16 protein-coding genes are annotated in these 23,317 nt (G+C 76.2%); 5 read left to right on the forward strand and 11 right to left on the reverse strand.

Features of this window, described 5'->3' with window-relative positions; genetic code table 11:
* Position 1 precedes the first annotated feature (1 nt).
* Positions 2-847 (reverse strand): NAD-dependent epimerase/dehydratase family protein, encoded by an 846-nt coding sequence (locus MLV88_RS00640; RefSeq protein WP_242352525.1) that lies wholly within the window; start codon positions 845-847, stop codon positions 2-4.
* Here MLV88_RS00640 and MLV88_RS00645 point away from each other — a divergent pair.
* Complete coding sequence (locus MLV88_RS00645) at positions 846-1,412, forward strand: AAA family ATPase (RefSeq protein ID WP_243336558.1); 567 nt, start codon at positions 846-848, stop codon at positions 1,410-1,412. The two genes, MLV88_RS00640 and MLV88_RS00645, sit on opposite strands and share 2 nt — an antisense overlap.
* 76 nt (positions 1,413-1,488) lie before the next feature.
* Here MLV88_RS00645 and pgm read toward each other — a convergent pair whose 3' ends face one another.
* A complete protein-coding gene (gene pgm / locus MLV88_RS00650) occupies positions 1,489-3,132 on the reverse strand; it encodes a phosphoglucomutase (alpha-D-glucose-1,6-bisphosphate-dependent) (protein WP_242352529.1) in 1,644 nt (547 codons plus the stop codon).
* A 62-nt stretch (positions 3,133-3,194) separates the two neighbouring features.
* On the opposite strand from pgm, the gene MLV88_RS00655 reads away from it, so the two are divergent.
* The 4 genes from MLV88_RS00655 to MLV88_RS00670 all read left to right on the forward strand — a co-directional run bounded on the left by MLV88_RS00655 (position 3,195) and on the right by MLV88_RS00670 (position 11,335).
* Entirely contained in the window at positions 3,195-4,052 is an 858-nt protein-coding gene (locus MLV88_RS00655; protein WP_243336559.1) for a phosphodiester glycosidase family protein, read from the forward strand.
* 160 nt (positions 4,053-4,212) lie between these two features.
* Complete coding sequence (locus MLV88_RS00660) at positions 4,213-7,605, forward strand: glycosyl hydrolase family 8 (RefSeq protein ID WP_242352533.1); 3,393 nt, start codon at positions 4,213-4,215, stop codon at positions 7,603-7,605.
* A 33-nt stretch (positions 7,606-7,638) separates the two neighbouring features.
* The gene (locus MLV88_RS00665; RefSeq protein ID WP_242341053.1) at positions 7,639-9,717 is read left to right on the forward strand and encodes a tetratricopeptide repeat protein; all 2,079 of its coding nucleotides are present in this window, start codon (positions 7,639-7,641) and stop codon (positions 9,715-9,717) included.
* Between the two features lie 10 nt (positions 9,718-9,727).
* Positions 9,728-11,335 carry a protein kinase domain-containing protein gene (locus MLV88_RS00670; RefSeq protein ID WP_242352535.1) on the forward strand — a complete coding sequence of 536 codons (1,608 nt, stop codon included), beginning with the start codon at positions 9,728-9,730 and terminating at the stop codon, positions 11,333-11,335.
* A 6-nt stretch (positions 11,336-11,341) separates the two neighbouring features.
* On the opposite strand, the gene aceK is transcribed toward MLV88_RS00670, so the two are convergent.
* The 9 genes from aceK to MLV88_RS00715 all read right to left on the reverse strand — a co-directional run bounded on the left by aceK (position 11,342) and on the right by MLV88_RS00715 (position 23,285).
* Positions 11,342-13,087 (reverse strand): bifunctional isocitrate dehydrogenase kinase/phosphatase, encoded by a 1,746-nt coding sequence (gene aceK / locus MLV88_RS00675; protein ID WP_242341055.1) that lies wholly within the window; start codon positions 13,085-13,087, stop codon positions 11,342-11,344.
* Positions 13,088-13,230: 143 nt separating this feature from the next.
* Positions 13,231-14,340, reverse strand: a complete 1,110-nt coding sequence (locus MLV88_RS00680) for a lipocalin-like domain-containing protein (protein WP_242341056.1) — start codon at positions 14,338-14,340, stop codon at positions 13,231-13,233.
* Positions 14,330-16,855 (reverse strand): FtsX-like permease family protein, encoded by a 2,526-nt coding sequence (locus tag MLV88_RS00685; RefSeq protein WP_242360865.1) that lies wholly within the window; start codon positions 16,853-16,855, stop codon positions 14,330-14,332. Before MLV88_RS00685 ends, MLV88_RS00680 begins: the two co-directional genes overlap by 11 nt.
* 3 nt (positions 16,856-16,858) lie before the next feature.
* Positions 16,859-17,536, reverse strand: coding sequence for an ABC transporter ATP-binding protein (locus MLV88_RS00690; protein WP_242356528.1), 678 nt, complete (start codon positions 17,534-17,536; stop codon positions 16,859-16,861).
* Positions 17,537-17,602: 66 nt separating this feature from the next.
* Entirely contained in the window at positions 17,603-20,377 is a 2,775-nt protein-coding gene (locus MLV88_RS00695; RefSeq protein WP_242356530.1) for an MASE1 domain-containing protein, read from the reverse strand.
* A gap of 64 nt (positions 20,378-20,441) precedes the next feature.
* Positions 20,442-21,263, reverse strand: coding sequence for a hypothetical protein (locus tag MLV88_RS00700; protein WP_242356532.1), 822 nt, complete (start codon positions 21,261-21,263; stop codon positions 20,442-20,444).
* Positions 21,260-21,502, reverse strand: coding sequence for a hypothetical protein (locus tag MLV88_RS00705; RefSeq protein WP_242356534.1), 243 nt, complete (start codon positions 21,500-21,502; stop codon positions 21,260-21,262). Before MLV88_RS00705 ends, MLV88_RS00700 begins: the two co-directional genes overlap by 4 nt.
* Positions 21,503-21,594: 92 nt before the next feature.
* A complete protein-coding gene (locus MLV88_RS00710; RefSeq protein WP_242360861.1) occupies positions 21,595-22,647 on the reverse strand; it encodes an isoaspartyl peptidase/L-asparaginase in 1,053 nt (350 codons plus the stop codon).
* Between the two features lie 65 nt (positions 22,648-22,712).
* Positions 22,713-23,285 (reverse strand): hypothetical protein, encoded by a 573-nt coding sequence (locus MLV88_RS00715; RefSeq protein WP_243336561.1) that lies wholly within the window; start codon positions 23,283-23,285, stop codon positions 22,713-22,715.
* Between the last annotated feature and the right edge of the window lie 32 nt (positions 23,286-23,317).

Consider the following 23,317-nt stretch of genomic DNA (forward strand, 5'->3'; position numbering starts at 1 on the left):
GCTAGCCCCCGCCGAGGAGGGGCGCGAGGCCGTCACGAAACGAGGGATAGGCGAGCGAGACGCCGAGCGCGGCGCGCGTGCGCTGCGAGTGGATGCGGCGGCTCGGGCCGCCGGCCGGGGCCGCCGAGACGGACGGCGCGATCCCGAGCCGGCCGCAGATCCACGCCACGACCTCGCGGCGCCGGGTGGGCTCGGCGTCGCTGCCGTGGTAGACGGTCCCGGGAGCGGTGCGCTCCAGCGCCGCGAGGACGAACGAGATCGCGTCCTCGCGGTGGCAGAAGTTCATCCACGCGTCGTCACCCGGCCCGAGCGCGAGCCGCCCCGTGCGCACCCGGTCGACGATTCCAGCCCGGCCCGGGCCGTAGAGTCCGGAGAGGCGGACCACCGCCGTCCGCAGCGCACCGGTGGACGCGCCGCGCACGAGCGCCTCCGCCTCCACGAGCACCTCCGCGCTCGCGCTCGCGGGCGCGGGCGGCGACCCCTCGTCGACGTCCGACCCGTCGCGCTGGCCGAACACGCCCGTGGAGCCGGTGTAGACGAAGGCGCGCGCGCCTCCCCGCGCGGCGGCGGCGAGGAGGGCGCGGTTCGCCTCGACGTACGCCGCCCGGTACGCCTCCACGCCGTCCGCGCCGGCGGCCTGGCAGGCGACGATCGCGTCCACCTCCGGGAGCCGCGCCGCGGCACCGCCGGCGGCGAGGTCGACCGCGAGCGGCTCCACCCCGAGCGCGCGCAGCGCCTCTGCGCGGGCAGGGTCGCGGCGGATCCCGGTCACGCGATCGCCTCGCTCGACGAGGCGGCGCGCGAGCGCCGTCCCGAGCCAGCCGCAGCCTGCGACGAGGACGTGCATGCGTCACCTCGCGGAGAGGGTTCGCGCCGATTATGACCGGAGGGCGGCGCGCGTGCAGCCGCTCCTCTCGTGGCGCGCGGGGAGGCGCATGGATCGACCGGCCCTCGTCGTCCTCGCCGGCCTGCAGGGGGCGGGCAAGTCGAGCTTCTTCCGCGCCCGCTTCTCGGCGACCCACGCTCACGTGTCGAAGGACCTCTTCCCGAGCGCCCGCGACAAGCGCCGCAGGCAGCGCGAGCTCGTGCACGCCGCGGCGGCGGCGGGGCTGCCCGTCGTCGTGGACGACACGAACCCGCGCCGCGAGGATCGCGCCGTCCTGGTGGAGCTCGCGCGCGCGCTCGGCCTGCGGCCGGTGCTGTACTGGTTCCCGCCGGACGTGCGCGCCTCGCTCGCGCGGAACGCGGGGCGCAGCGGGAAGGCGCAGGTGCCGAAGGTCGCGATCTTCGCCACCGCCAGGCGGCTCGAGGCGCCGGAGCCGGCGGAGGGGTTCGCGGCGGCGTACGAGGTGCGCGCCGCGCCGGAGGGCGCCTTCCTCGTCGTGGCCAGGCCCGAGCTCGCCGCCGGGTGAACGGCGATCACCCAGTCGCGAACCGCGAGCGGGTCGAACCTCCCAGGGGGCCACCGCGACGGCGGAGCCCTGAGTTTCAGGCGCTCGTGAGCGCCGCCGCGACGATCGCCCTCGCCTCCTCGAGGATGCGCGCGAGGTGCGCCTCGTCCCGGAAGCTCTCCGCGTAGATCTTGTAGACGTCCTCGGTGCCGGACGGGCGCGCCGCGAACCAGCCGTTCTCGGCGACCACCTTGAGCCCGCCGATCTCCGCCCCGTTCCCGGGCGCGCGCGTGAGCCGCGCCACGATGGGCTCGCCGGCGAGCGTCCGCGCCTTCACCGACTCCGGGGCGAGCTTCTTCAGGATCGCCTTCTCCGCGGGGGTCGCGGCGGCGTCCACGCGCGCGTAGACCGGCGCGCCGAGATCCGCCGCGAGGGCCTGGTAGAGCTCTCCGGGGTCCCTGCCGGTGCGGGCGCTCATCTCCACCGCGAGGAGGTCCATCACGATCCCGTCCTTGTCCGTCGTCCAGGTCGTGCCGTCGCGGCGGAGGAACGACGCCCCCGCGCTCTCCTCGCCGCCGAAGCCGATGGAGCCGTCGAGGAGCCCCGGCACGAACCACTTGAACCCGACGGGCACCTCCACGAGGCGCCGCCGGAGCCGCGCCGCGACGCGGTCGATGAGCGCGGACGAGACGAGGGTCTTCCCGATCCCGGCGGCGGGGCTCCAGGCCGGGCGGTTCCGGAAGAGGTAGTCGATCGCGACCGCGAGGTAGTGGTTCGGGTTCATGAGCCCGGACGCGGGCGTGACGATGCCGTGCCGGTCGGAGTCGGCGTCGTTCCCGAAGGCGAGGTCGAACCGGTCCTTCATGGCGACCAGGTTCGCCATCGCGAACGGCGACGAGCAGTCCATCCGGATCTTGCCGTCGTGGTCGAGCGGCATGAAGCCGAAGGTCGGATCCACCACCGGGTTCACCACCGTGAGGTCGAGGCCGTACTCCGCCGCGATCACGCTCCAGTAGTGCGCGTTCGAGCCGCCCAGCGGGTCGACGCCGACGTGCAGGGGCAGGCCGCGGGCGCCGTCGAGGTCGAGCGCCGCGCGGAGCTCCTCGACGTAGGGCCGCACGTAGTCGCGCACGTGCACGCTCGCGGCGCGGCGCGCGGCCTCGTAGCCGAGCCGCTTCACCCCGGCGTTCCCGGCCTCGAGGAGCGCGTTCGCGCGCGCCTCGATGGCCGCGGTGACCGCCGTGTCGGCCGGCCCGCCGTCGGGTGGGTTGTACTTGATGCCGCCGTCCTCGGGCGGGTTGTGGGAGGGGGTGATCACGATCCCGTCGGCGAGCCCCTCCGTCCGCCCGCGGTTGTGGCCGAGGATCGCGTGCGAGATGACCGGCGTCGGGACGGGAGCGCCGCCCTCGGAGATCACCACCTCCACGCCGTTCGCGGCGAGCACCTCCAGCGCCGTGCGCTCCGCGGGCTCGGAGAGCGCGTGCGTGTCGCGCCCGAGGAAGAGCGGCCCGGTCACGCCCGCGCGGGCGCGGTGCTCGCACACGGCCTGCGCCACGGCGAGGATGTGGGCCTCGTTGAAGCTCCTGCGCAGGGACGAGCCGCGGTGGCCGGAGGTTCCGAAGGCGACGCGCTCGGCGGGATTGGCGGGGTCGGGCCGCTCCGAGACGTAGCGGCGCAGGAGGTCCGCGACGTCGACGAGCAGGTCCTTCGGGGCGGGCTTGCCGGCGAGGGGATGGGGCATGGCGGAAATCTCGCACTCCCGCCGGTCTTGTCACCGTCACGGACGGGCCCGACAATGGACCGATGCGCCTCCCGGCGGCGGTCGCCGCCCTGCTCCTCTCGCTCTCGTCGCCGCCCGCGCGCGCGCCGGGGCCGCCGCCTGCGCCGCCCGCTCCCCGCGCCGGCCACGCGGCGCCGGGGGGCTTCGGGGTGCTCCAGCCCGGGCTCGAGCTCGGCCAGTTCGCCGGCCCGGCCGCCGAGGGCCGCGCGCAGCCCATCGCGATCGTGCGCATCGACCCCGCGCGCTTCGAGCTCAGGCTGCTCAACGCCTCCGCGCCCGGCGAGGGCAGCCTGCGCAGCGCTCGCGCCTGGGCGGCGCGCGCCGGGGCGGCCGCCGCCATCAACGCGAGCATGTACCAGCAGGACTACCGCACGAGCGTCTCGCTCATGCGCACGCGGCAGCACGTGAACCAGCGGCGCGTCTCGAGGGACCGCTCGGTGCTGGCCTTCGACCCCCTCGAGCGCGGCGCCGCGCCGGTCCGGCTCATCGATCGCGACTGCGACGACCTCGAGACGGTCGCGAAGGCGTATGGGACCCTCGTGCAATCGATCCGGCTCGTCTCCTGCGACCGGCGGAACGTGTGGGCCCCGTCGCAGCGGCGCTTCTCGGCGGCGGCGATCGGCATGGACGGGAAGGGGCGCGTCCTCTTCATCCACGCGCGGACACCCTGGCCCGTCTACGACCTCGTGAACGCGCTCCTCGCGCTCCCGATCGACCTGCGCCAGGCGATGTACGTCGAGGGCGGCCCCGAGGCTCAGCTCTACGTGCGCGGCGGCGGGGGCGAGCACGAGTGGGTGGGCGGATTCGAGCACCTGCCGCAGGCCGATAACCACGAGCCCTGGCCGGTCCCCAACGTGGTGGCCGCCGTCCGTCGCCGCTGAGCCCTTCGGTCCCGTCGGGGCGGCGCTCCCTAGGGGGCCAGCTCGGGCGAAGACGGGCCGATCCCGGCCCGCCACGCGTCCCCCGTTCGGCGCCTCGCTCGCCCGTGATCCGGGCGGGTGCTTCCTCGGACGATCGCCCGCCCCCACCCTCCGTGGGCGCATGCGGGACCTCGCCTGGATCCTCCTCCTCCCCCTCTCCGCCCTCCTCGCCTGCGGCCACGGCGACGCGGGCCGCGCGCGCGACGCCCGGGCGCGCGAGCGCGACGAGCTCTCCGCCCTGTGGAGCTTCTATCGCTACGCGCACGTGGAGCGCGGCCGCGTCGTGGAGCGCGACGAGGGCGGCATCACGACCTCCGAGGGCCAGTCGTACGCGCTCCTCCGCGCCGTGTGGGCCGGCGATCGCGCCACCTTCGACGAGGTGTGGCGCTGGACGCGCGAGAACCTCCAGGTCCGCGACGACCGGCTCCTCGCCTGGAAGTGGAAGGACGGCGTCCAGGATCGGAACGCCGCGACCGACGCGGATCAGGACAGCGCCCTCGCGCTCGTGCTGGCGTCGCGCCGGTTCGGCGAGGCGCGCTACCTCGAGGAGGCGAGGCGCCTCCTCGCGGACGTCTGGGCGCGCGAGGTGATCCAGGCAGGCGGGAGGTTCCTGCCCACCGGCGGGAACTGGGCGCCGCGCGAGCGCTACCCCACCATCCACGTCGCCTACCTCGCCCCCTACGCCTACGAGGTCTTCGCCGAGGTCGATCCGGCCCACCCGTGGAAGGAGCTCGTGCGCGGGAGCTACGAGGTCCTCCGCTTCCTCTACTTCGACAAGGGGCTCGTGCTGCCGCCCGAGCGGATCTGGGTGGATCCGCGGTCCGGCGCCCTGCTCCTCGAGAAGCCCGGGGGCGGCGCGCCCCAGGTCTTCGGCTACGACGCAGTCCCGATCTTCTGGCGCGTCGCGCTCGACGCGCGCTGGTTCGGGAGGCGCGGCGAGGCGGACCTGCGCGCCCGCATGCTCGCCTTCCCGCGCGAGGCCCTCCGCGCCGAGGGGCGGCTCCGCGATCGCTACACCCCCGGCGGCCGCGCGCTGTCGGAGCTCGACGGCCAGCCGCACATGGCCTCCGTCGCGGCCCTCGCGGCGGTGGAGGACCCGGCGCTCGCCGCCGGGCTGCGCGAGGGGAAGCTCGACTCGATCTTCGAGCGGGCGCTCGCGGGCGAGGAGACCCCTTACTACCTGCACAACTGGCTCTGGCTCGGGCGCGCGCTCGAGCTCGGCGTCACGCGCCGCTTCGACGAGCCGCTCGCGTTCCTGCTCGGGATCGACTGGAGCCCGTTCGAGGAGCGCTTCCCGCTCCTGCCGGTGCTCGCGGCCCTCGCGCTCGCGCCGCTCGCGAGGCGGTTCACCTGGGCTCGCGCGGGGCTCGTCGCGCTCGCGGTCGCCCTCTCCGCGCGCTACCTGGGCTGGCGCGCCCGCGAGACGCTCAACTTCGTCGAGCCGCTCGGGCCGGTCATCAGCCTGTCGCTCCTCGCCGCGGAGGCGTACGCGTTCTCGACCGTCCTCCTCCTCGTCGTGCAGGTCGGCGTCTCGCGGCGCCGGCGCGAGGCGCCCGCGGCGCTCGCGCCGGGCGAGAACGCACCGTCCGTGGACGTGTTCGTCCCCATCTACTCCGAGTCGCTCGAGATCCTCGACAAGACGCTCGCCGCCTGCATGGCCATGCGCTACTCGAGGATGACCGTCCACGTCTGCGACGACTCGCACCGCGAGTCGGTCGCGCGGCTCGCCGCCGAGCACGGCGCGCGGTACATCGCCGGGCCGAAGCGGCACGCCAAGGCGGGGAACCTCAACAACGCGCTCTCGCTCACGGCGGGAGAGCTCGTCGTGGTGTTCGACACCGACCACGTGCCGAGCGCCGCGTTCCTCGAGCGCACGGTCCCGCACTTCCGCGACGCGCGCATGGGCGTCGTCCAGACGCCCCACCACTTCTACAACCCCGACGTCTTCCAGCGCGCGTTCGGGACGGGCCCCGCCGTGCCGAACGAGGCGGACCTCTTCAACCACGCCATCCAGGCGGGCCGCGATCGCTGGGGGGGCGCGTTCTTCGTGGGCTCGGGCGCCGTGTTCCGCCGCGCCGCCATCGCCTCGGTGGGCGGCTTCAACCTGCTCTCCATCACCGAGGACATCCACACGAGCCAGAAGCTGCACGCGCGTGGCTGGCGCTCGGCGTTCGTGGACGAGGACCTCGCCGTCGGGCTCTCCGCCGAGAACGTGCAGAGCTACCTCGTGCAGCGGCGCCGCTGGATGCTGGGGTGCCTGCAGATCTTCTTCAAGGACAACCCGCTCCTCGAGCGCGGCCTCCCGCTCCGCCACCGCGTCGGCTACTTCGCCTCGCTCTGGTACTTCTTCTTCCCGCTGGCGCGGGTCGCCTTCTTCCTGACGCCGCTCTGGTACCTGCTCTTCCACCTCCACCCGCTCTTCGCGGACCTCCCCGTCCTCCTCGCGTACCTCGTCCCCCACCTCCTGCTCTCCACGCTCGCCGCGAACGCGCTCCTCCCCGGCTGGCCCCGGCTGCTGTGGGGGACCGTCTACGAGGCCGCGGTGGCCTTCCCGCTCGCCCGGGCGACCCTCGACCTGCTCCTGCCGAAGAGCCTCGGGTTCAAGGTGACGCCCAAGGGGATCGTGTCGGACCGCCGCCGGTTCGACGCGTCCTCCTCGCGGCTCACGATCGCTGCCGCGGCGCTCGCCGCGGTCGCGCTCGGGAAGGGTGCGTTCGAGCTCCTGGCGTTCGGGATCGAGGTCGAGGCGTACGCGTTCAACCTGTTCTGGGCCGGCGCGAACCTCGCCGCCGTGCTCGCGGCGCTCCTCGTCGCGTGGGAGCGGCCGCAGCGCCGCGAGGACGAGCGCGTGCGGCGGCGCGTGCCCGTGCGCGTCGAGGCGCCGGGGCTCGCGCTCTCCGCGGAGACGGTGGACCTCTCCCTCACCGGCGCGGCGCTCCGGCTGCCCGCGGGCGCGACCCTGCCCGCCGAGGTCGAGCTCTCGTTCGTGACGCCCGAGCCGCTGCGAGTGCGCGCCCGCGTCGCCTGGCGCGAGGAGGTGCAGGGGACGGCCCGGGCCGGCCTCGCGTTCGAGGGGCTCCCCGCGGAGTCGCGCCGCGCGCTCGTGCGGATCGCCTTCTCCGCCGAGGAGGCGTTCGCGGGCGCCCACGACGGGCGCACCCGCAGCCAGGTCGCGATGGCGCTCCAGCTCCTCGCCGGGATCGTCCGCGCGTTCCTGCCGCTCCGCGCGCGCCGTCGCCTGGCGCCCCGCCGCGGGACGCTGCGCGGGCTCGCGTGGGTGGGGGCCTCCCGGCGCGTCCGGGGCGTCGTGCTCGACACCTCGCCGGGGGGGCTCGGCGCGCTCTTCCTCGGGAGACCGCCGGCGGAAGCCCTGCCCGTCGTGCTGCGCGATGGCGTGCGCTGGGTGCGCGTCGCGCACGCACGCCGGGTGCTCCCGGGGCTGTGGCGCGCGGGGCTCGCCTTCCTGCCCGCCCCGCTCCCGGGCGGCGAGGCGCATGAATACCTTGCCGCCTAGAGAGCCCTCGCAAAGACCCGAGAGAGATCCAGCATGAGCCCCTCGATCCGCACCGCGATCATCGCGGCCGCGCTCGCCCTCGCGCCCGCGGCGCGCGCCGGCCTCGCCGAGTCCTGGTACCTGTCGCGCGGCCGCGCGAACATGCAGATCGCGAACTACGGCGCCGCCATCGAGGCGTGGCGCAAGGCGCTCGAGCTGAACCCGAACAGCCGCGAGGCCTCCCACGAGCTGTGCAGGGCGCTGCTCCAGAACGGCGAGACGGACCGCGCCGTCGCCGAGCTCGATCGCCACCTCGCGCGCTTCCCCGACGACTGGCAGCTCGCGTTCGAGCAAGCCCGCCTGCTGCAGTGGTCCCGGTACGCGTACCGCTCGAAGGACGCGGTGAGGTACCTGCGCATGGGCCTCGGCCGCCGGGACGATCCCGCGCGCCGCCACGAGCTCGCGCGGCTCCTGGGGCGCGACCGCGCCACCCTCGACGAGGCGCTCGCGGAGTACCGGACGCTCCTCTCGGGCGCGCCGGAGGACGCGGCGCTGCGCGACGAGTGGCTGAAGCTCCTGCTCTGGGATCGCCGCCACCGCGACGAGGCCGTGCGCGAGCTCGAGCGACGCCTCGCCGCGAGCCCCGGGGACGAGCGCGCCGCGCGCGAGCTCGCCCGGATCACGGCCGAGGATCCGCGCCGGGCGGGAGAGGCGGCCGGGCGCTACGCGGCGCTCCTCGAGCGCCACCCCGACGATCCCGATCTGCGGCTCGGCCGCGCCCGCGCGCTCGCCCGCGCGGGGCGGCGCGACGAGGCGCGCGGCGAGTACGCGCGCGCGCTCGCGCTCCGGCCCTCCCCCGAGACGAGGCTCGAGTACGCCGAGGTGCTCGCTGCCGATCCCGCCTCGGCCGACGCCGCCCGCCGCGAGTACGAGGCGGTCCTGCGCGAGCGGCCGCGCTCGCGGCGCGCCCGGGTCGGCCTCGCTCGGGTCCTCGGTGCGCGCCGGGAGACGAGCAAGGACGCCATCGCGGTCTACGAGACCGTGCTCGCCGAGGCGCCGAACGACGCGGAGGCGCACCGCGGCCTCGCGCACGCCTTCGCCTGGAACGGCGACGCCGACCGCGCCCTCGCGCACGGGGAGCTCGCCGAGCGGTACGGCCCGGCGCGCCCGGACGTCGCCGCGCTGGAGCGCTCGCTCCGCGTGGGGCGCGAGCCGGCCGCGGGCGGCGGCGCGCGGGTGCTCGCGCAGCCGGGCGGCGCGAGGCTCTCGCGGGTGGGCGCCTTCGTGTCCGGCGCCGCGGAGCCGACGCCATTCACCTCGAGCGCCGTCGAGGCGGGGTTCGCCGTCGCGCGCGGGGAGGCGGGCGCCGAGGCCTCGGGGGCCGACGTGAGGGTGCAGGGCGAGTGGCGCCCGTCGCCGGGGACGCGGCTCGAGCTGCGGGGCGCGCTCGACGGCGTGCGCCGCGGGGCCGCCGGACTGTCGGGCGGCGTGGCCCTCCAGCGCGCCACCGAGGACCGGCGGGCCTCGCTGGAGCTCCGGCGCGCCTCGCGCCTCGACTCCTTCCGCGCCTACGCCGGCGAGGGCGCCGGCGACGCGCGCGTGGGGGCGGCGAGCGACAACCTCGTGGAGCTTCGCCTGGCAGGCGGCAGCGCCACGCGGGTCGAGCTCACCGCGCGCGCGGGATCCATCTCCGCCGAGCGGATCTCGCCGGTCTTCGCGGCGGGCCTGGGCGCCCGCGTCGATCGGGCGCTCACGCGAGCCCGCGGGTTCGCGATCGCGGCGGGCGTCTCCGCGGACGCCCTCCACCACGCCCGCGATCTCTCCGCGACGAGCGACCCGCTGGACGCCGCTCCGGGCGTGTTCTCGCCGCCGCTCTTCGTCTCGGCCTCGCCACGCCTGTCCGTGACCCGCGAGGCGGGCGCGCGCGGCTGGCTCTCGCTCGACGCCGGGCCCGCGCTGCAGGTCGTGGGCGGCGCGGGAGGTGGAGTCCGCGCCGGCGGCGACGCCCGGCTCGCGTTCGCGCAGCGCGTCGGCCAGCGGCTCCGGGTCGGCGGCGAGGCGCGCGCGGAGCGGGTGGCGGACGTGTACACGCGGCTCGAGGCGGCGCTCACCGCGTCGCTGCTCTTCCCCTGAGCGGCCGGCCATGACTCCGGCGCGCGAGGCGATCACGGCGAGCGGGGGCGCGGCGGCGCGAACCCTGCCCATGCCCGGCCACGCCCTCGTCTCGGTGCTCCGCCCCGGCCGGACGCTGCTCGTGCGGGCGGAGGCGGCCGGGACGCTCGCCGTGCTCCGCCGGGCGGGCGTCGGACGAGGAGAGCTCGAGCGCCGGGCGCGCGCCTGCGCCGGCGCCTCGGCGGCCGTGCTGGAGCACGAGGGCGCCGCACACCTCCTCCGCCCGTTCGTGCCGGGCCGGACGCTCACCGAGGTGCTCGCCGCCCCGCCGCCGGTCGCCGCGGCTCTCGACCTCGCCGGCGCGCTCGCCCGCGCCGTCCTCGTTCTGCACGGGCGCGGCCGCGTGCACGGTCGGTTGCACCCGGGCAACGTCGTCGTCGCGGCGGACGGGTCCGTGACGCTCGTCGACGCCGAGCTGCCGTTCCACCCCGATCCCGCCGATCCCGCCGCCGCCTCCGCCCTCGGCTTCGCAGCCCCCGAGCTCCTCCGCGGCGGCGCGCCGTCCCGCGGCGGAGACGCGTTCGCGCTCGCCGCGATGATCTACGCGCTGCTCACCCGTCGTCCGCCCTTCCCGGCCGAGACGCCGCTCGAGGCCATCCGCCGCGTGCTCCACGAGGAGCCGGTCCCGCTCGCCGTGCTTCGCCCCGATCTTCCCGCCGGGCTCGCCGCGGCGGTCACCCGCGGGCTCTCCCGGCGCGCGTGGAGACGGACGACCGCGGCGCAGCTCGCCGAGGAGCTCCGCGTCGTGCTGGGCAGCGCGAGGCTCGGGGAGCCGACCGCGAGCGCGGCCTCGCTCCCGGCGGCGGCTGCGGCCGCGCAGACGACGGGGCTGCACACCTCGACCTCGACCTCGACCGCGACCGCGACCGCGACCGCGACTGCGACCCGGACCCCGACCCCGACCCTGACCCCGACCCCGACCCTGACCCCGACCCCGACCCTGACCCCGACCCCGACCCTGACCGCGACCGCGACCCCGACCCCATCTCCGACCCCCGCCCATCGCCCCTTCCCGCCCGCCATCCTCGTCGCGCTCACCCGGGCGCCGGGCCTCGCTCGCGCTTTCGTCGCCTCTCCACGGCGCCTCACGCTCCTCGCCCTCCCCGCCCTCGCGCTCGCGGCGCTGTACCTGCCCCGGAGCGAGGCGGCGCTCGCAGGCGACGTCGCATCGCTCCTGAGGAGCGGCCGGCTCGCGGACGCGCGCGCCCGGGTCGACCAGGCCGCGAGGAGCCGGCCGGGCGATCCGCTCGTCGAGAAGCTCCGCGGCGACGTCGCGTGCGCCCGCGGCGCGAGCGGTGAGTGCCTGCGGCGCTACCGCGTCGCGCTCGCCGCCCGCCCGGCGCTGCGCGAGGACGCGGCGCTCCGCGAGAACGCCCGGAAGCTCCTCGCCGGCGCCCAGAGCTGCGGCTCGCGCCGCGCGGCGGCGGAGCTCCTCGGCGAGCTGCGCGACCCGGCGGCGCTCCCCGCGCTCGAGTCGGCGCGGCGCGCCGGCGGGCTCTTCTCCTGGTTCTGCACGGGCGACGCGATCGATCGCGCCATCCTGGCGACGCGACAGACGGAGCGGACCGCCGCGGACTGAGCACGGCTAGGCATATCCGTGCACGAGCCGCTGCTCCTCGCGGTACGGGTAGATGTCCACGATCTCCCCCTCCCGGATCCGCTCCTGGATGCCGCGCCAGTAGCGCCCGGTGAGCAGGTCCCCGTGCGCGTGGAGGAAGACCTCGCGCAGCCGCCCGGTCAGGCCGAGGAAGGGGAGCAGCTCCTCGGGGAAGATGTCGTTCTCCCCCACGTAGAACCAGGGCTCCCCGCTCGTCTCCTCGTCGTCGCCCGAGGCGGTGGGCAGGTCGCGGAACACGCAGTCCGTGACCCGCGTGAGCTCGTCGTAGTCGTAGAAGATCACGCGCCCGTGCCGCGTCACGCCGAAGTTCTTGAGGAGCAGGTCGCCCGGGAAGGTGTTCGTCGCGGAGAGATCCTTGAGCGCGCGGCCGAAGTCGAGCACCGCCTGCCGCGCGGTCCACTCGTCCGCCTCGCGGATGAACAGGTTGAGCGGCGTCACGCGCCGCTCCACGTAGAGGTGCCGCACGGCGACCTCGCGCGGCCCGATCTCCACGCTCCCGGCGCACTCCTCCCGGAGCTCGCGCAGCACCTCGGGCGAGAAGCGGTCCGCCGGGAACGCGAGGTGCTCGTACTCCTGCGCGTCCACCAGCCGGCCGGCGCGGTCGTGGCGGAAGACGTGCCGGTACTTGTCCATGACCTCGCGGCGCGTCGTCTGCTTGGGCGGCTTGAACTCGTCCTTGATGACCTTGAAGACGACGTCGAGCCCCGGGATCGTGAACACGCTCATCACGAGCCCCTTGTCGCCGCGCGCCGGCACGAACGACTCGCCGGTGGCGGCGATGTGGCGCGCGATCTCCCGGTACAGCTCGGTCTTGCCGTGCTTGTTGAAGCCGAGCGCGATGTAGAGCTCCGACACCCGCTTCTGCGGGATGAGCGTGGAGAGGAACGCCACCAGCTCGCGCGGTCGCTCCACCTCCACGTGGAAGTACGAGCGCGTGAAGCTGAACACGATCGAGACGTCCTCGGCGGTGAGGAGGATGGCGTCGAGGACCACGCCGCCCGCGCCATGGACCAGGGCCAGGACGAGCGGGGTCGTGAACCGCCCGCGCCGGAGCCGCCCGACGAGGTAGGCGCCCTTCCCGCGGTAGAAGACCGACGTCACCAGCTCGACCGTCTCGATCGGCTGGCCGTCGTCGAGCTCGCGCAGGTGCGCGTCGAGCTCGACCGCCGCGATGCGCACGTCGCGCTCGAGGTCCTCGTAGGGGACCGCGAAGGCGTAGGCGCGGAGGACGGTGCGGAGGAGCGCCTCGGTCGTGACCTCGCGCCGGAAGCTCCGATGAACGGGCACGCCGCCCTCGCGGACCGCCGGACCGTCGGCCGCCAGGAACTCGATGGCGGGATCCACGCCCACCGTGACGAACACACGCCGGGTGACGGAGTTGAAGAACGACTGCGCGATCTCCCGGTCCGGCCGCGCCGCCACCCGCGCCTCGTAGAGCTCCTTCATGCTCCGCCAGAGGGGGTGATCGTGCGCCGCCGCGCCGAGCTCGGCGCGCACCGTGCCGACGCAGGCGTTCACGAGCCGATCGCGGAGATCCAGCCGCTCACGCGCGTCGGCCTGGCCGCCGGCCCAGTCCTTCGCCTCGAACCGGCCGCGCGCCCGGGCGGTGATGCGCACCCGCTCGTCCTGATATGCCTCGAAGCTCGCCGCGATGGCGGCGGCGCCGGCTGCGGCGAGGGCGCCCGTGGTGGCGAGTTCGTCCGGCTGCGCCATATCCCTGGACGGTAACCGGGGCGTCGCCCCCCGGCGCGGCGCCCTCTGGGGTTCCGCCCGGCTCCGCGACCCGCCGACGAGGCGAGCCGCCTGCGACGACGCGCCAGCCGTCGCCGGGGCGTGCGGCAACCCTCCGTGGACGTTCAGAGCGGCGGCCGCGTACCCTCGCCGTAGCCGGTGAGCTCGACGTACCCCTCGCCCGCCGCGCGCCCGTCCGCGCCCGTGAGCCGGACCGGCCCCTCCCAGTACGAGATGCCGCCGGCCAGCGCGGAGCGGTTCTCCGCCCCGGCGACCTCCGGCGCCGCGACGAGCCGGAGCCCCTCGCGCGGCACCTCGATCCGCCAGCCGGCCGGGTACGTCACTCCGCGCGGGCTCCGCCAGGTCGAGAGCGCGGTGACGCTCCACTCCTCCGGCGCGAGCACGCGCGACGCGCCGCCGGGCGCGACGAGCGTCCCGTTCCGCCAGTCCACGCTCCCGTCCGCGCGCCTGAGGACGTACAGCATGAGGTCGCGCCCGTCCGCGAGCCGGAGGCTGAACCAGTCCCAGCCGACCTGCGCGGGGGCGAGCTGCGACGAGCCGACCTCCTGATCCATCCAGCTCTCGCCGCGCACGCGCAGCGTCTCCGCGCCCACCGTCACCGTCCCCTCGGTCGCGAGCCGCGTGTACGAGGCGTAGAGGCTCGCGTAGCCCTCCTGCGCCGCCTTGCGGCTGTAGCCGTTCGGCCCCTGCAGGACGAGGGGCTTCGACGGGCGGGCGACGAGGTCCAAGGCGATGCCGCGCGCGTCGTCGCGCATGGCGAGGTGGAACGCGCCGTCCTCGAGCCGCAGCGTCCAGCGCCCCGGAGTGCCCGCGGGCGCGCGCGCCCAGGCCAGGACGGGATCGGACGGCGCGCCGAAGCCGCCGAGGAGCGGCGCGGCGCGCCAGAGCACCTCCGAGAAGACGTGCTTCCCGGAGCGCAGGTCGGTCACCGCCGCGTGGCCCATCACCGCCTGGCTCGCCGCCCAGGCGGAGTCGAGCGCGGGCGGGTCCGGGGAGAGCCCGGCTCGGAAGAAGGTGAGCTGGTAGCCGAGCCGGCGCGCCGGAGCGTCCACGACGGCGAGCGTCCCCGTGAAGTACCACCACTCGTTCCGGTGGTCCGGGTGCGCGTGGTGATCGCGGGGCAGCTCCCAGCGATGCGCGGGATCCGCCGGACGCCACCCCGGCGCGCCGGCCAGCGCGACGGCGAGGAGCGCGGCGAGGGGGCTAGAGCGCATCGCGAGAGAGCTCCGCCGCCGGGGTGCGGCTCGCCGTGAGCGCCGGGTAGAGGCTCGCCGCGGCGGCGGCGGCGAGGATCGCGAGGGCCTGCCCTGCGAGCGCGGCCCAGGGAGGGTGGAGGGCGATGCTCCACCCGAAGAACGCAGGGTTCACCACCTCGACGAGCACGAGCGCGAGCGCGGCGCCGCCGGCCGCGCCGAGCGCGAGGCCGACGACGCCGATGCCGAGGCCGCGTCCGAGGAACACCGTGAAGAGCTGCGGACGCGTGGCGCCGAGGGCGCGGTACAGGGCGAGCTCGCCGCGCCGCTCGCGGGCGAGAACCAGGAGCGAGAGCGTCACCCCGGCGGCCGCGATGACGAGCCCCATCACCTGGAGGAGCCGGGTCACGGCGAACGTCTGCTCGAAGAGCGCGAGCACCTCCGCGCGGAGCGTCCGGTTGGAGCGGATCTGGAGCGCGTGGTCCCGCAGCGCCGCGCGGAGCCGGAGGACGGTCGCCTCGGCATCCGCGCCGGGAGCGAGGTACAGCGCGGCGTTCGACGGGGCGCCGGGCCCGAACAGGCGCGCGAAGGTGGAGAGGTCCACGAGCGCGGCGCCCCCCTCGGTGCCGTAGTCGCGGTACACCCCCGCGACGGGCAGCGCGATCTCGCCCTCGGGGCCGCGCACCGCGAGCCGCGACCCGGGCGCGAGGCCGGCCTTCCGCGCGAGCGGCTCGGAGACGAGCGCGGCGCCCCTCCGCAGCGCCGCCATCACCGCGGCGGGGTCTCCCGCGAGGAGCGCGAAGCGCCGCTCGCCGCCGGGCAGCGCGCCGTCGATCCCGGAGAGCGAGATGCGCCTGCCGGCCGCCTGGACCTGCACCTGGCGGAGGAGATCGACCGCGACGAGCCCCGGCGCCTGCCGGAGCCGCGCGACCACCTCCGGCGCGAGCGTCGCGTCGCTGCGCGCGCGCCGCCACGACGGCGTCGTGACGAACACGTCCGCCCGGAGGGTCGCGTCGAGCCAGCGCTCCACGGAGCCGCGGAAGCTGCCGACCATGACGGTGACCCCGGCGAGCATCGCCACCGCGACCGCGAGCGCCCCCGCCGCGACGGCCGAGGAGCCGAGCCTCGCCCCGAGCGTGCGCGCGCCGTACGCGACCCCGAGCCGCTGGGGCCGCCCGGCGCGGCCGAGGAGCCGGATGGCGGCCGGCGCGGCGAGCGGGACGGCGACGAGGACCCCGAGCGCGAGCACGAACGCGGAGGGCGGCCAGCGGCCCCGGAGCGCGAGGTGCGCCGCCGCGCCCGCGGCGAGCGCGGCGAGCCCGGCGGCGAGCGTGCGGCCGGAGCGGGCGCGCACCCGCTCCTCGAGCGTGATCGAGGCGAGGAGCGCGCGCGGATCCTCCCGGCTCGCGTCGAGCGCCGGCCCGAGCGCACCCGCCACCGCGCCCGCGACGCCGGTCGCGACCGCGAGCAGGACGAGGCCGGGGCCGACGGTCACGGCCTCGATCCCCTCGAGCAGGTACAGGCTGCGGATGGTGCCGCTCACGGCCGCCACGTTCGCGCGCGCTGCGAGCCAGCCGAGCGGGATGCCCGCCGCGGTGCCCGCGACGCCGAGGAGCGCCGCCTCGGCGAGCACGAGCCGGAGGACCTGCGCGCGGGTCGCGCCCACGGCGCGCAGGACGCCGAGCTCCTCGCGCCGGCGCGCGAGCGAGGCCCGCACCGAGGCGTAGACGAGGAAGCCGCCCACGAGGAGCGAGACGAGCGAGAGGGCCGTGAGGTTCAGGCGGAACGCGGCGAGGAGCCCCTCGGCCTCCGCGGTGCGCTGCTCGGGCGTGAGCACCCGGGCGCGCCCGCCGAGGCGGGCCTCGAGCCTCGCGCGGAGCGCCTCCGGCGCGACCCCCTCCGCGGCGCGCACGTCGAGCTGGTGGATCCTCCCGCGCTCGCCGAGGAGCGCCTGGGCCTGGGCGAGGTCCATCACCGCGAGCCGCCGGCTGGCGAGCGGCGCGATGCGCTGCAGGTCCACCAGGGCGCCGACGACGAGCGTCGCGCGCCTCGAGCCGAGCGACACCGGGATCCGGTCGCCCACGCGCCAGCCCAGCTCCGCGGCGAGGGCGGGCGTGACGGCCACCCAACCCCTCCGCGTGAGCGCCTCGCCGAGCTCCCCCTCGGGGAGCCGCCACGGGGCCCGCACTGCGGCCTGGAGGAGATCCGCGCCGACGAGCTCGAGGCTCGCGTCCGCGCGGCCGTCCACCGCCGCCTCCGCGCGCCAGAGCGGGATGGCGGCTGCGACGCCCGGGACGGCGAGCACCTCGTCGAGGAGCCGCTCGTCGAGGAACCCCGCCCAGCCCAGCACGGAGAGGTCCGCCTCCCCGGAGACCGCGCGCACGGACCCGGCGAACGCCCCGAGGGCGCTCCGGTTGAGGAGCTGGATGGAGAGCACCGAGCCGACGCCCAGGGCCACCCCGGCGACGGCGAGGAGGAACAGCGCGCGCGCGGCGCGCAGCTCCTTCCCGACGGCGCGCACGAGGTAGCGCCTCATGGCTCAGGGCTCCCTGAGGCCGGAGTGGAGGGTCCAGGTCTCGTCGGCGCGGGCGGCGAGCTCGCGGCTGTGCGTCGCGAAGAGCACGGCGCTCCCCTCGCCGCGGGCGAGCCCGAGCAGGAGCTCCATGACGCGCTCGCCGCTCTCCTCGTCGAGGTTCCCCGTGGGCTCGTCCGCGAGGAGGAGGCGCGGCCGCCGGAGCAGCGCCCGGCAGAGCGCGACGCGCTGCATCTCCCCGCCGGAGAGCTTCTGGACCGCGTCCCCGGCGCGGGCCTCGAGGCCCACGCGCGCGAGCAGGCCGCGGGCACGGGCCGCGGCCTCGCGGAGCGGATCCCCCGCGACGAGCGCGGGCACGAGCACGTTCTCCTCCACCGAGAGGTGGGGCAAGAGGTGGAAGAACTGGAACACGAGCCCGACGTGGTCGCGCCGGAGCCGAGTCCGCTCGCGATCGGACAGCGCAGCGAGCGGCCGGCCGAGCAGGACGACCTCGCCCGAGGTGGGAGCGTCGATGCCGGCGGCGAGGTGGAGCAGCGTGGACTTCCCGGAGCCGCTCCGGCCGGTGACCGCCACGATCCGGCCGGCGGGCACCTCCCCGGACACGCCCCGCAGGGCGCGGAGCACCGCCCCGCCCGCGGTGCGGTACTCCCGGGCCACTTCACGAAACGTGACGATCGGCTCCATCCCACCCTCACCCATGCCGCCGCGCCCCGAGCCGCGCGAGCCTTTCCGCCGCGGGCCGGCGGCGGGTCACCCGGCGCGGCGGACCTGCTCGCGGGCGAGCAGCGCGCCCACCACCTCGCGGAGGACCGCGGGCGCGAACGGCTTCTCGACTCGCGGCAGCCCGCTCGCCTCGAGGAAGCGCCGGGCCCGGTCCGTGAACGCGCCCCCTGTGATGAACACCATCCGAGTGGCCGCGTCGGGCGCCGCGCGCGCCAGCGCCTCGTGGAGATCCATGCCGGTGAGGTCCGGCATCATCAGATCGCACAGGACCACGTCGAAGCGCTCGCCGCCCGCGAGGCGCGCGAGGGCGGCGCGTGCGTCGGTCATGCAGTCCACGTCGTGACCGGCGAGGACCCGCCGGACTGTGCTCCCGATGAGCGGCTCGTCGTCCACGACGAGGATGCGCGCGCGCTCGGCGTGCCCGGCGGACGGGGAGGACGGCTCGGGGGGGCGGGCCTCCGATGCCCCCGGGAGGACGACCCGGAACAGGGCCCCCCTGCCCGGCTCGCTCTCGAGCTCGATCCTCCCGCCGAGCCCGGTCACGATCCCGTGGCAGACGGAGAGGCCGAGCCCGGTGCCCTGGCCCGGCGGCTTCGTCGTGAAGAACGGCTCGAACACCCGTCGCCCCAGCTCCGCCGGGATGCCGGCGCCGGTGTCCGAGACCTCCAGGACGGCCTCCCCGCCGGGACCGGCGCGGCAGGTCACGCGGATCTCGTTCGCGGCGGCGTCGCCCTCCGGGATCGCGTGCGCGGCGTTGACGAGCAGATTCAGCACCACCTGACCCACCTGGAACTCGGACGCGAGGACCGGCGGCACCGGATCGAGCCGCAGCACGAGGCGCGCGCGGTGGCGGATCTCGTGCTCGGCGAGCTTCGCGGCCCCCGCGATCTCGTCGCGCACGTCGATCGGCCGGCGGCCGTCCCGCCGCGAGCGGGAGACGATCCCGAGATCGCGGATGATGCGCGCGATGCGTCGCGTCCCCTCCGCGGCGTCGTCGAGCGCCTGGAGCGCCTCGGACACCTCCGGCTCGCCCGCGCGCGCCCCGAGGGCCTCGCGCGCGCAGCCGAGGTTCGCAGAGACGAAGGTGAGCGGGTTGTTGATCTCGTGCGCCATCCCCGCGGCGAGCGTCCCCACCGCCGCGAGCCGCTCGGCCGCCTCGGCGCGGCGCCGGTCCGTGAGGTCGCGGGCGGTGTAGATGGCGTACTCCGCGCCGTCGAAGGCGAGGTGCGAGAGGCCCACCTCCGCGTCGGCGCGGCCCTCCGGCCGGCGGACCGTCCCGTCGAGCACCGCCGCGCCGTGCGTCCGGATCTCCTCCCAGCGCGCCGGCCAGCCCGCCTCGGCGAAGCCGCCGTCCACGTCCCACACCGCACGGCCTACGAGCTCCGCGGCCCCGCGCCCGAAGAGCCGCTGCGCCGCGTCGTTCGCGTAGGTGATGCGGCCCCCCGGATCGAGGATGAGAACGGGGGCGTAGCCGCGCTCGAGCGCCGTCTGCGCGAGGCGCAAGGCACGCTCGGCGCGGCGGAGGTCCGTCACGTCGAGCGCCACCCCGCCGAGCAGCGGAGCCTCCTCGCCGCGAGGCATGCGGAACTTGAGCGCCACGAAGGAGCGACCGGACAGCTCCATCTCCTCGCGCCCGATCTCCCCGTTCTCGAGGACGGCCCGGTCCACGGCCGCCACCCGCTGCGCGACGGTCGGTGAAAACATCTCCGCGGCCGACCTGCCCTGGAGCTCGTCCAGTCCGAGGCCGTGCGCCCGGGCGAAGCTCGGGTTCCCGGTCACGACCCGGCCCTGGGCATCCTTGATGAAGATGACGGCCGGGGTGTGGCGCAGGAACGCGTCGAAGCGGGCCTCGCTCTCCGCGAGCGCGGAGAGCGTGCGCTCTCGCTCCGCGAGCGCTGCGCCGAGCACGAGGGCGGTCGCCACCGCGATGAACACGAGCAGCTGCACCTGCACGTCCGCCGCCGTGATCGTGGTGCTCGGATCGAGGAAGCGCGTCCGGGAGGTGAGCCCGGCGCCGACGAGCGACACGATCGCCGCGCCGGCCGACGCGCCTCGCACGCCGAAGCGCGAGCCCGCCCAGACGAGCGGCGGCAGGAGGAGGTAGCTCCGCTCGAGCCGCGTGCCGCCCGCGAAGACGAGCACCGCCGACCCGCCCAGCGCTGCGGCCACGACGGCGGCCTCGACCGCGCGCGAGAGGGCGAGCGGGCGCAGCCGCCGCCGGCCGGGCATCCAGGACACGACGAGCGGCGCGAACACCAGGATCCCGAGCGCGTCGCCCGTCCACCAGGCCCGCCACACGTGGAGGAACTGCACCGTCCCCGACCAGCCGTAGTGCGCCATGGCGCTCGCCGCGCCCAGCGCGGACGGCGCGAGCGGCGCAGCGAGCGCCCCGAGCAGCACGAGGGCGGCGACGCCGCGCACGCTGGCCGTCGGCCGCCGCGGTCCGGCGAGCCTCGACACGAGCGCCGCCGCGAGGGCGGCGTCGAGGAGGTCCACCACGACGTTGACGGTGACGAGGGCGGCGCTGCGGCCGGTCGCGCCGCTCGCGACGATCTCGGCCGCGATCGCGGCGCCGGCGAGCGCGAGCCGCTCGCGACCGCGACCGCCCAGGAGGAGGGCACCCGCGAGCAGCCCGACCGGCGGCCAGTAGGTCGCGAACGCGCCCGGGTAGGCCGAGAAGGCGTCCCCCGCTCTGCAGAGGAGGAGGTACGCGACGAAGAAGGCGACGGCGCGGCCGAGGACGACGCCGTTCTGGGAAGGCGGCGGGTCCCCTCCGACGCCCGGGTGAACGGGGCGCGTCATCGGGCGACTTACGCTATCAGGAAAGTGCGCTCCGTGACACGGGCGCCTCCCGCCCGCGTCCCGGTCACGGCTCGGAGCGCGAGGGCGCGGGAGCGCGGCGGGAGTCCGCGACGACCTGCCGGTGGGCGAGCGCCGCCGAGAGCGCGCTGAGGCTCGCGAGCGCGAGCACCACCTCGCTCACGGAGTGAAGCGCGTCCGAGCCCGCGACCCGCGCGCCGGTCGCCGCCGCGTCGTAGAAGAGCCAGCACAGGTTGGAGGCGGCGAGCAGCCCCCAGGGCCACTGCAGCGCGCCGCCGCGGAACTGCCGCGCGATCCGGAACAGCGGCGCGACCAGCACGAAGCAGATGACGTCGCCCGCGACCGAGACCGCGTCGAAGAACGCCTGCGAGGCGCCGCCCGCGACGAGCGCGTCGGCGGCGTCGCGCAGGAGGGTGGGGATCCCCAGCCCGAGCCCCACGACGAAGACCGCGGCGCCGTCGAGCGCGCCCTGCACCCGCGAGCCGGTGAGCGCGAGCCCCGCGCGGAAGAAGGCGGCGACGAAGAGGAGCGCGCTGCCGACGGCGGCGACGTTCACCGCGAGGATGTAGCCGACCTGAAGCCAGGCCGGCTCGGGGCCCACGAGCCAGTCGCCGTGCGGGCCCGTGGTGAGCTTGTTCACCACCGGCAGGAGGAACGACACGGCCGACAGGAGCCAGGCGCGGAACATGAAGTCACGCCGCTCGAACGCCGCGGCGGCGGCCAGGCACCCGACGGTCGCGAGCGACTGGGTGACGAGCTGGGTCGCGAACCAGAGCTCGGGTTCCCTTCCGGTCGTCAGCGCGAGCGCGGCGACCGCGAGGGCGCCCGCGACGGGGATCGCGGCGAGCCATCCGTAGCGCATGCTCACCGGAGCGCCTCCTCGAGCTCGGCGAGGACGTGCTCCGCTGGCCCCTGCCCGAGCAGCGTTCGCAGCATGGGGCGGAGCGACTCGAGGAGCCGCGGCACGTCAGCGGGGCCGATCTCGTCCGGTCTCAGGCCGAGCACGCGATCGGAGAACGTACGCACCACGGCGCGGGCCGTGTCTGGCCCGATCCACCTCGCGAGCGCCGTCGCGATGACGTCTCCCCTAGACTTGCCCCCCGGCACGGCGCGCAGCCTAGACCCGCGCGGCGCGCCAGGCAAAGGCCGTGAAGTGTGACGGTTTCGTGACGGCGCGTTCCTCGCCTGCGCGGACGCGCTCACCGGGCCACGCTCCAGGCCATGTTCTCGCGGTAGCGACGGTCGAACGCCTTCCGCTCCGCCGAGTAGTTGCAGCCGCCGCCCTCGCCGTCCGCGGACAGGGCGACGACCCCGAGGTCCACCTCGGGGGGAAACGCCTCGAGCGCGCGCTCCACCGCCTCCTGCGCGGGCGCCCCGCGCGCGAGATCGTCGTAGACGGTCTTCGCGACGAGCCGCTTCACGATGTCCTCGCCGTTGCCCGTGCACGCGACGGCGCCGTGTGGGCCGGCGTAGATGCCGGCCGCGTAGATGGGGACGTCACCGACCCGCCCGTCGAAGGTGATCGTCGTGCCCCCGGTGCTGATCGCGGCGGCGAAGCGGCCCTCCGCGTCGCGCACCACCGCGCCGACGGTGTCGGGCGTCCCGAGCGCCTCCTTCAGCGCCGCCGGGATCGGCCCCGGGAAGTTCCACGCCTTGCGCCAGTCGTAACGGCGCCAGGCCGGGACCGTCCCCTGCTCCTTGCCCGACAGGATCCGGCGGACCCGCTCGTAGCGGGCGCGGCTCTCCGGGCAGACGGGGTCGTGATCCCGGAAACCCATGGCGCGGGCGAACCGCGTCGCGCCGTCGCCCACGATGAGGAGGTGCGGCGTCTCGAGCACCTTGCGCGCGACGAGCACCGGGTTCTTCACCCGCTCGATGGCCGCCACCGCCCCGAACCCACCCGTCGCCCCGTCCATCACCGCCGCGTCCATCTGCACGGTCTTCCCGTCCATCCTGAGGTTCGCGCCGGTGCCCGCGTTGAACCGGCAGTCGTCCTCGAGCCGCACCACCGCCGCGATCGCCGCGTCGAGCGCGGAGCCGCCCTCGCGCAGCACCTCGAGGCCGCGCTGCGCGGACGCTCCCGTCGCGTCCATCCGGACGCGCGCGCTCCCCGCGCCGCCGTGGACCACGACGGCGGGCGGTGCGCGCGTCGCCGGAGAAGCCGGTGGCGCGGGCGGGGGAGGCTCGATCGGCGCGGCCGGCACGGGGCCGGACGCGAGGAGCACGGCGGTCAGCGCGACGAGCGTCGTCATGCCCGCGCATCGTCTCCCCGAAGACGCCGGGAATCAACGGTGGGTTGGTCCCGGGCGAGCGGGCCTCAGCGATCGAGCGCCACGCCGGCGCGGTCGACCGCCTCGCCCGTCGCGGCCACCCAGGCGATCGCCGGCGCGCAGAAGAGCACGCCCACCACGATCGCAGCGAAGAAGTTCCGGCCCTCGACGAGCGAGTCGCCCTGCGAGGCGAGCGCCGTCGCGGCGACCACGAGCCCGAGGACACCCGCCGCCGCCCACCGGCGCCAGGCCTCGAACGCGGACGCGAGCGTGGCCGCGAGGCCGAGCAGCACGTAGAGCGCGGCGAGACCGCGATCCGCGAACACCAGCTCCTTCCCGACCCACCCGAGCACGGCGGTGGCGAGGAGCCCGGCGCCGACGCGCCGCGCGAGGCTCTCGCCGCGCAGCACGAGCCAGAGGACGCCGAACACCGCGAAGAAGAGCCCGAGCTTGAAGAGGCCGAACCGCGCCACGCCGAGGCCGCGCCAGATCGAGTCCTCGGACAGCTCCAGCGCCCGGGTGAGCACGCCCCCCGCGATCGCCTGGAGGAGCGCGAGGGCGAGCGCACCCGTGATGCTCGCCGCCACGTACAGCGCGACCGTCCGCTCCGTCTTCGTCATGCGCCTCGTGCCTCCTGCCGCCGGCGAGGAGT

It is taken from the genome of Anaeromyxobacter soli, assembly GCF_022808855.1.
Classification (GTDB): domain Bacteria; phylum Myxococcota; class Myxococcia; order Myxococcales; family Anaeromyxobacteraceae; genus Anaeromyxobacter; species Anaeromyxobacter soli.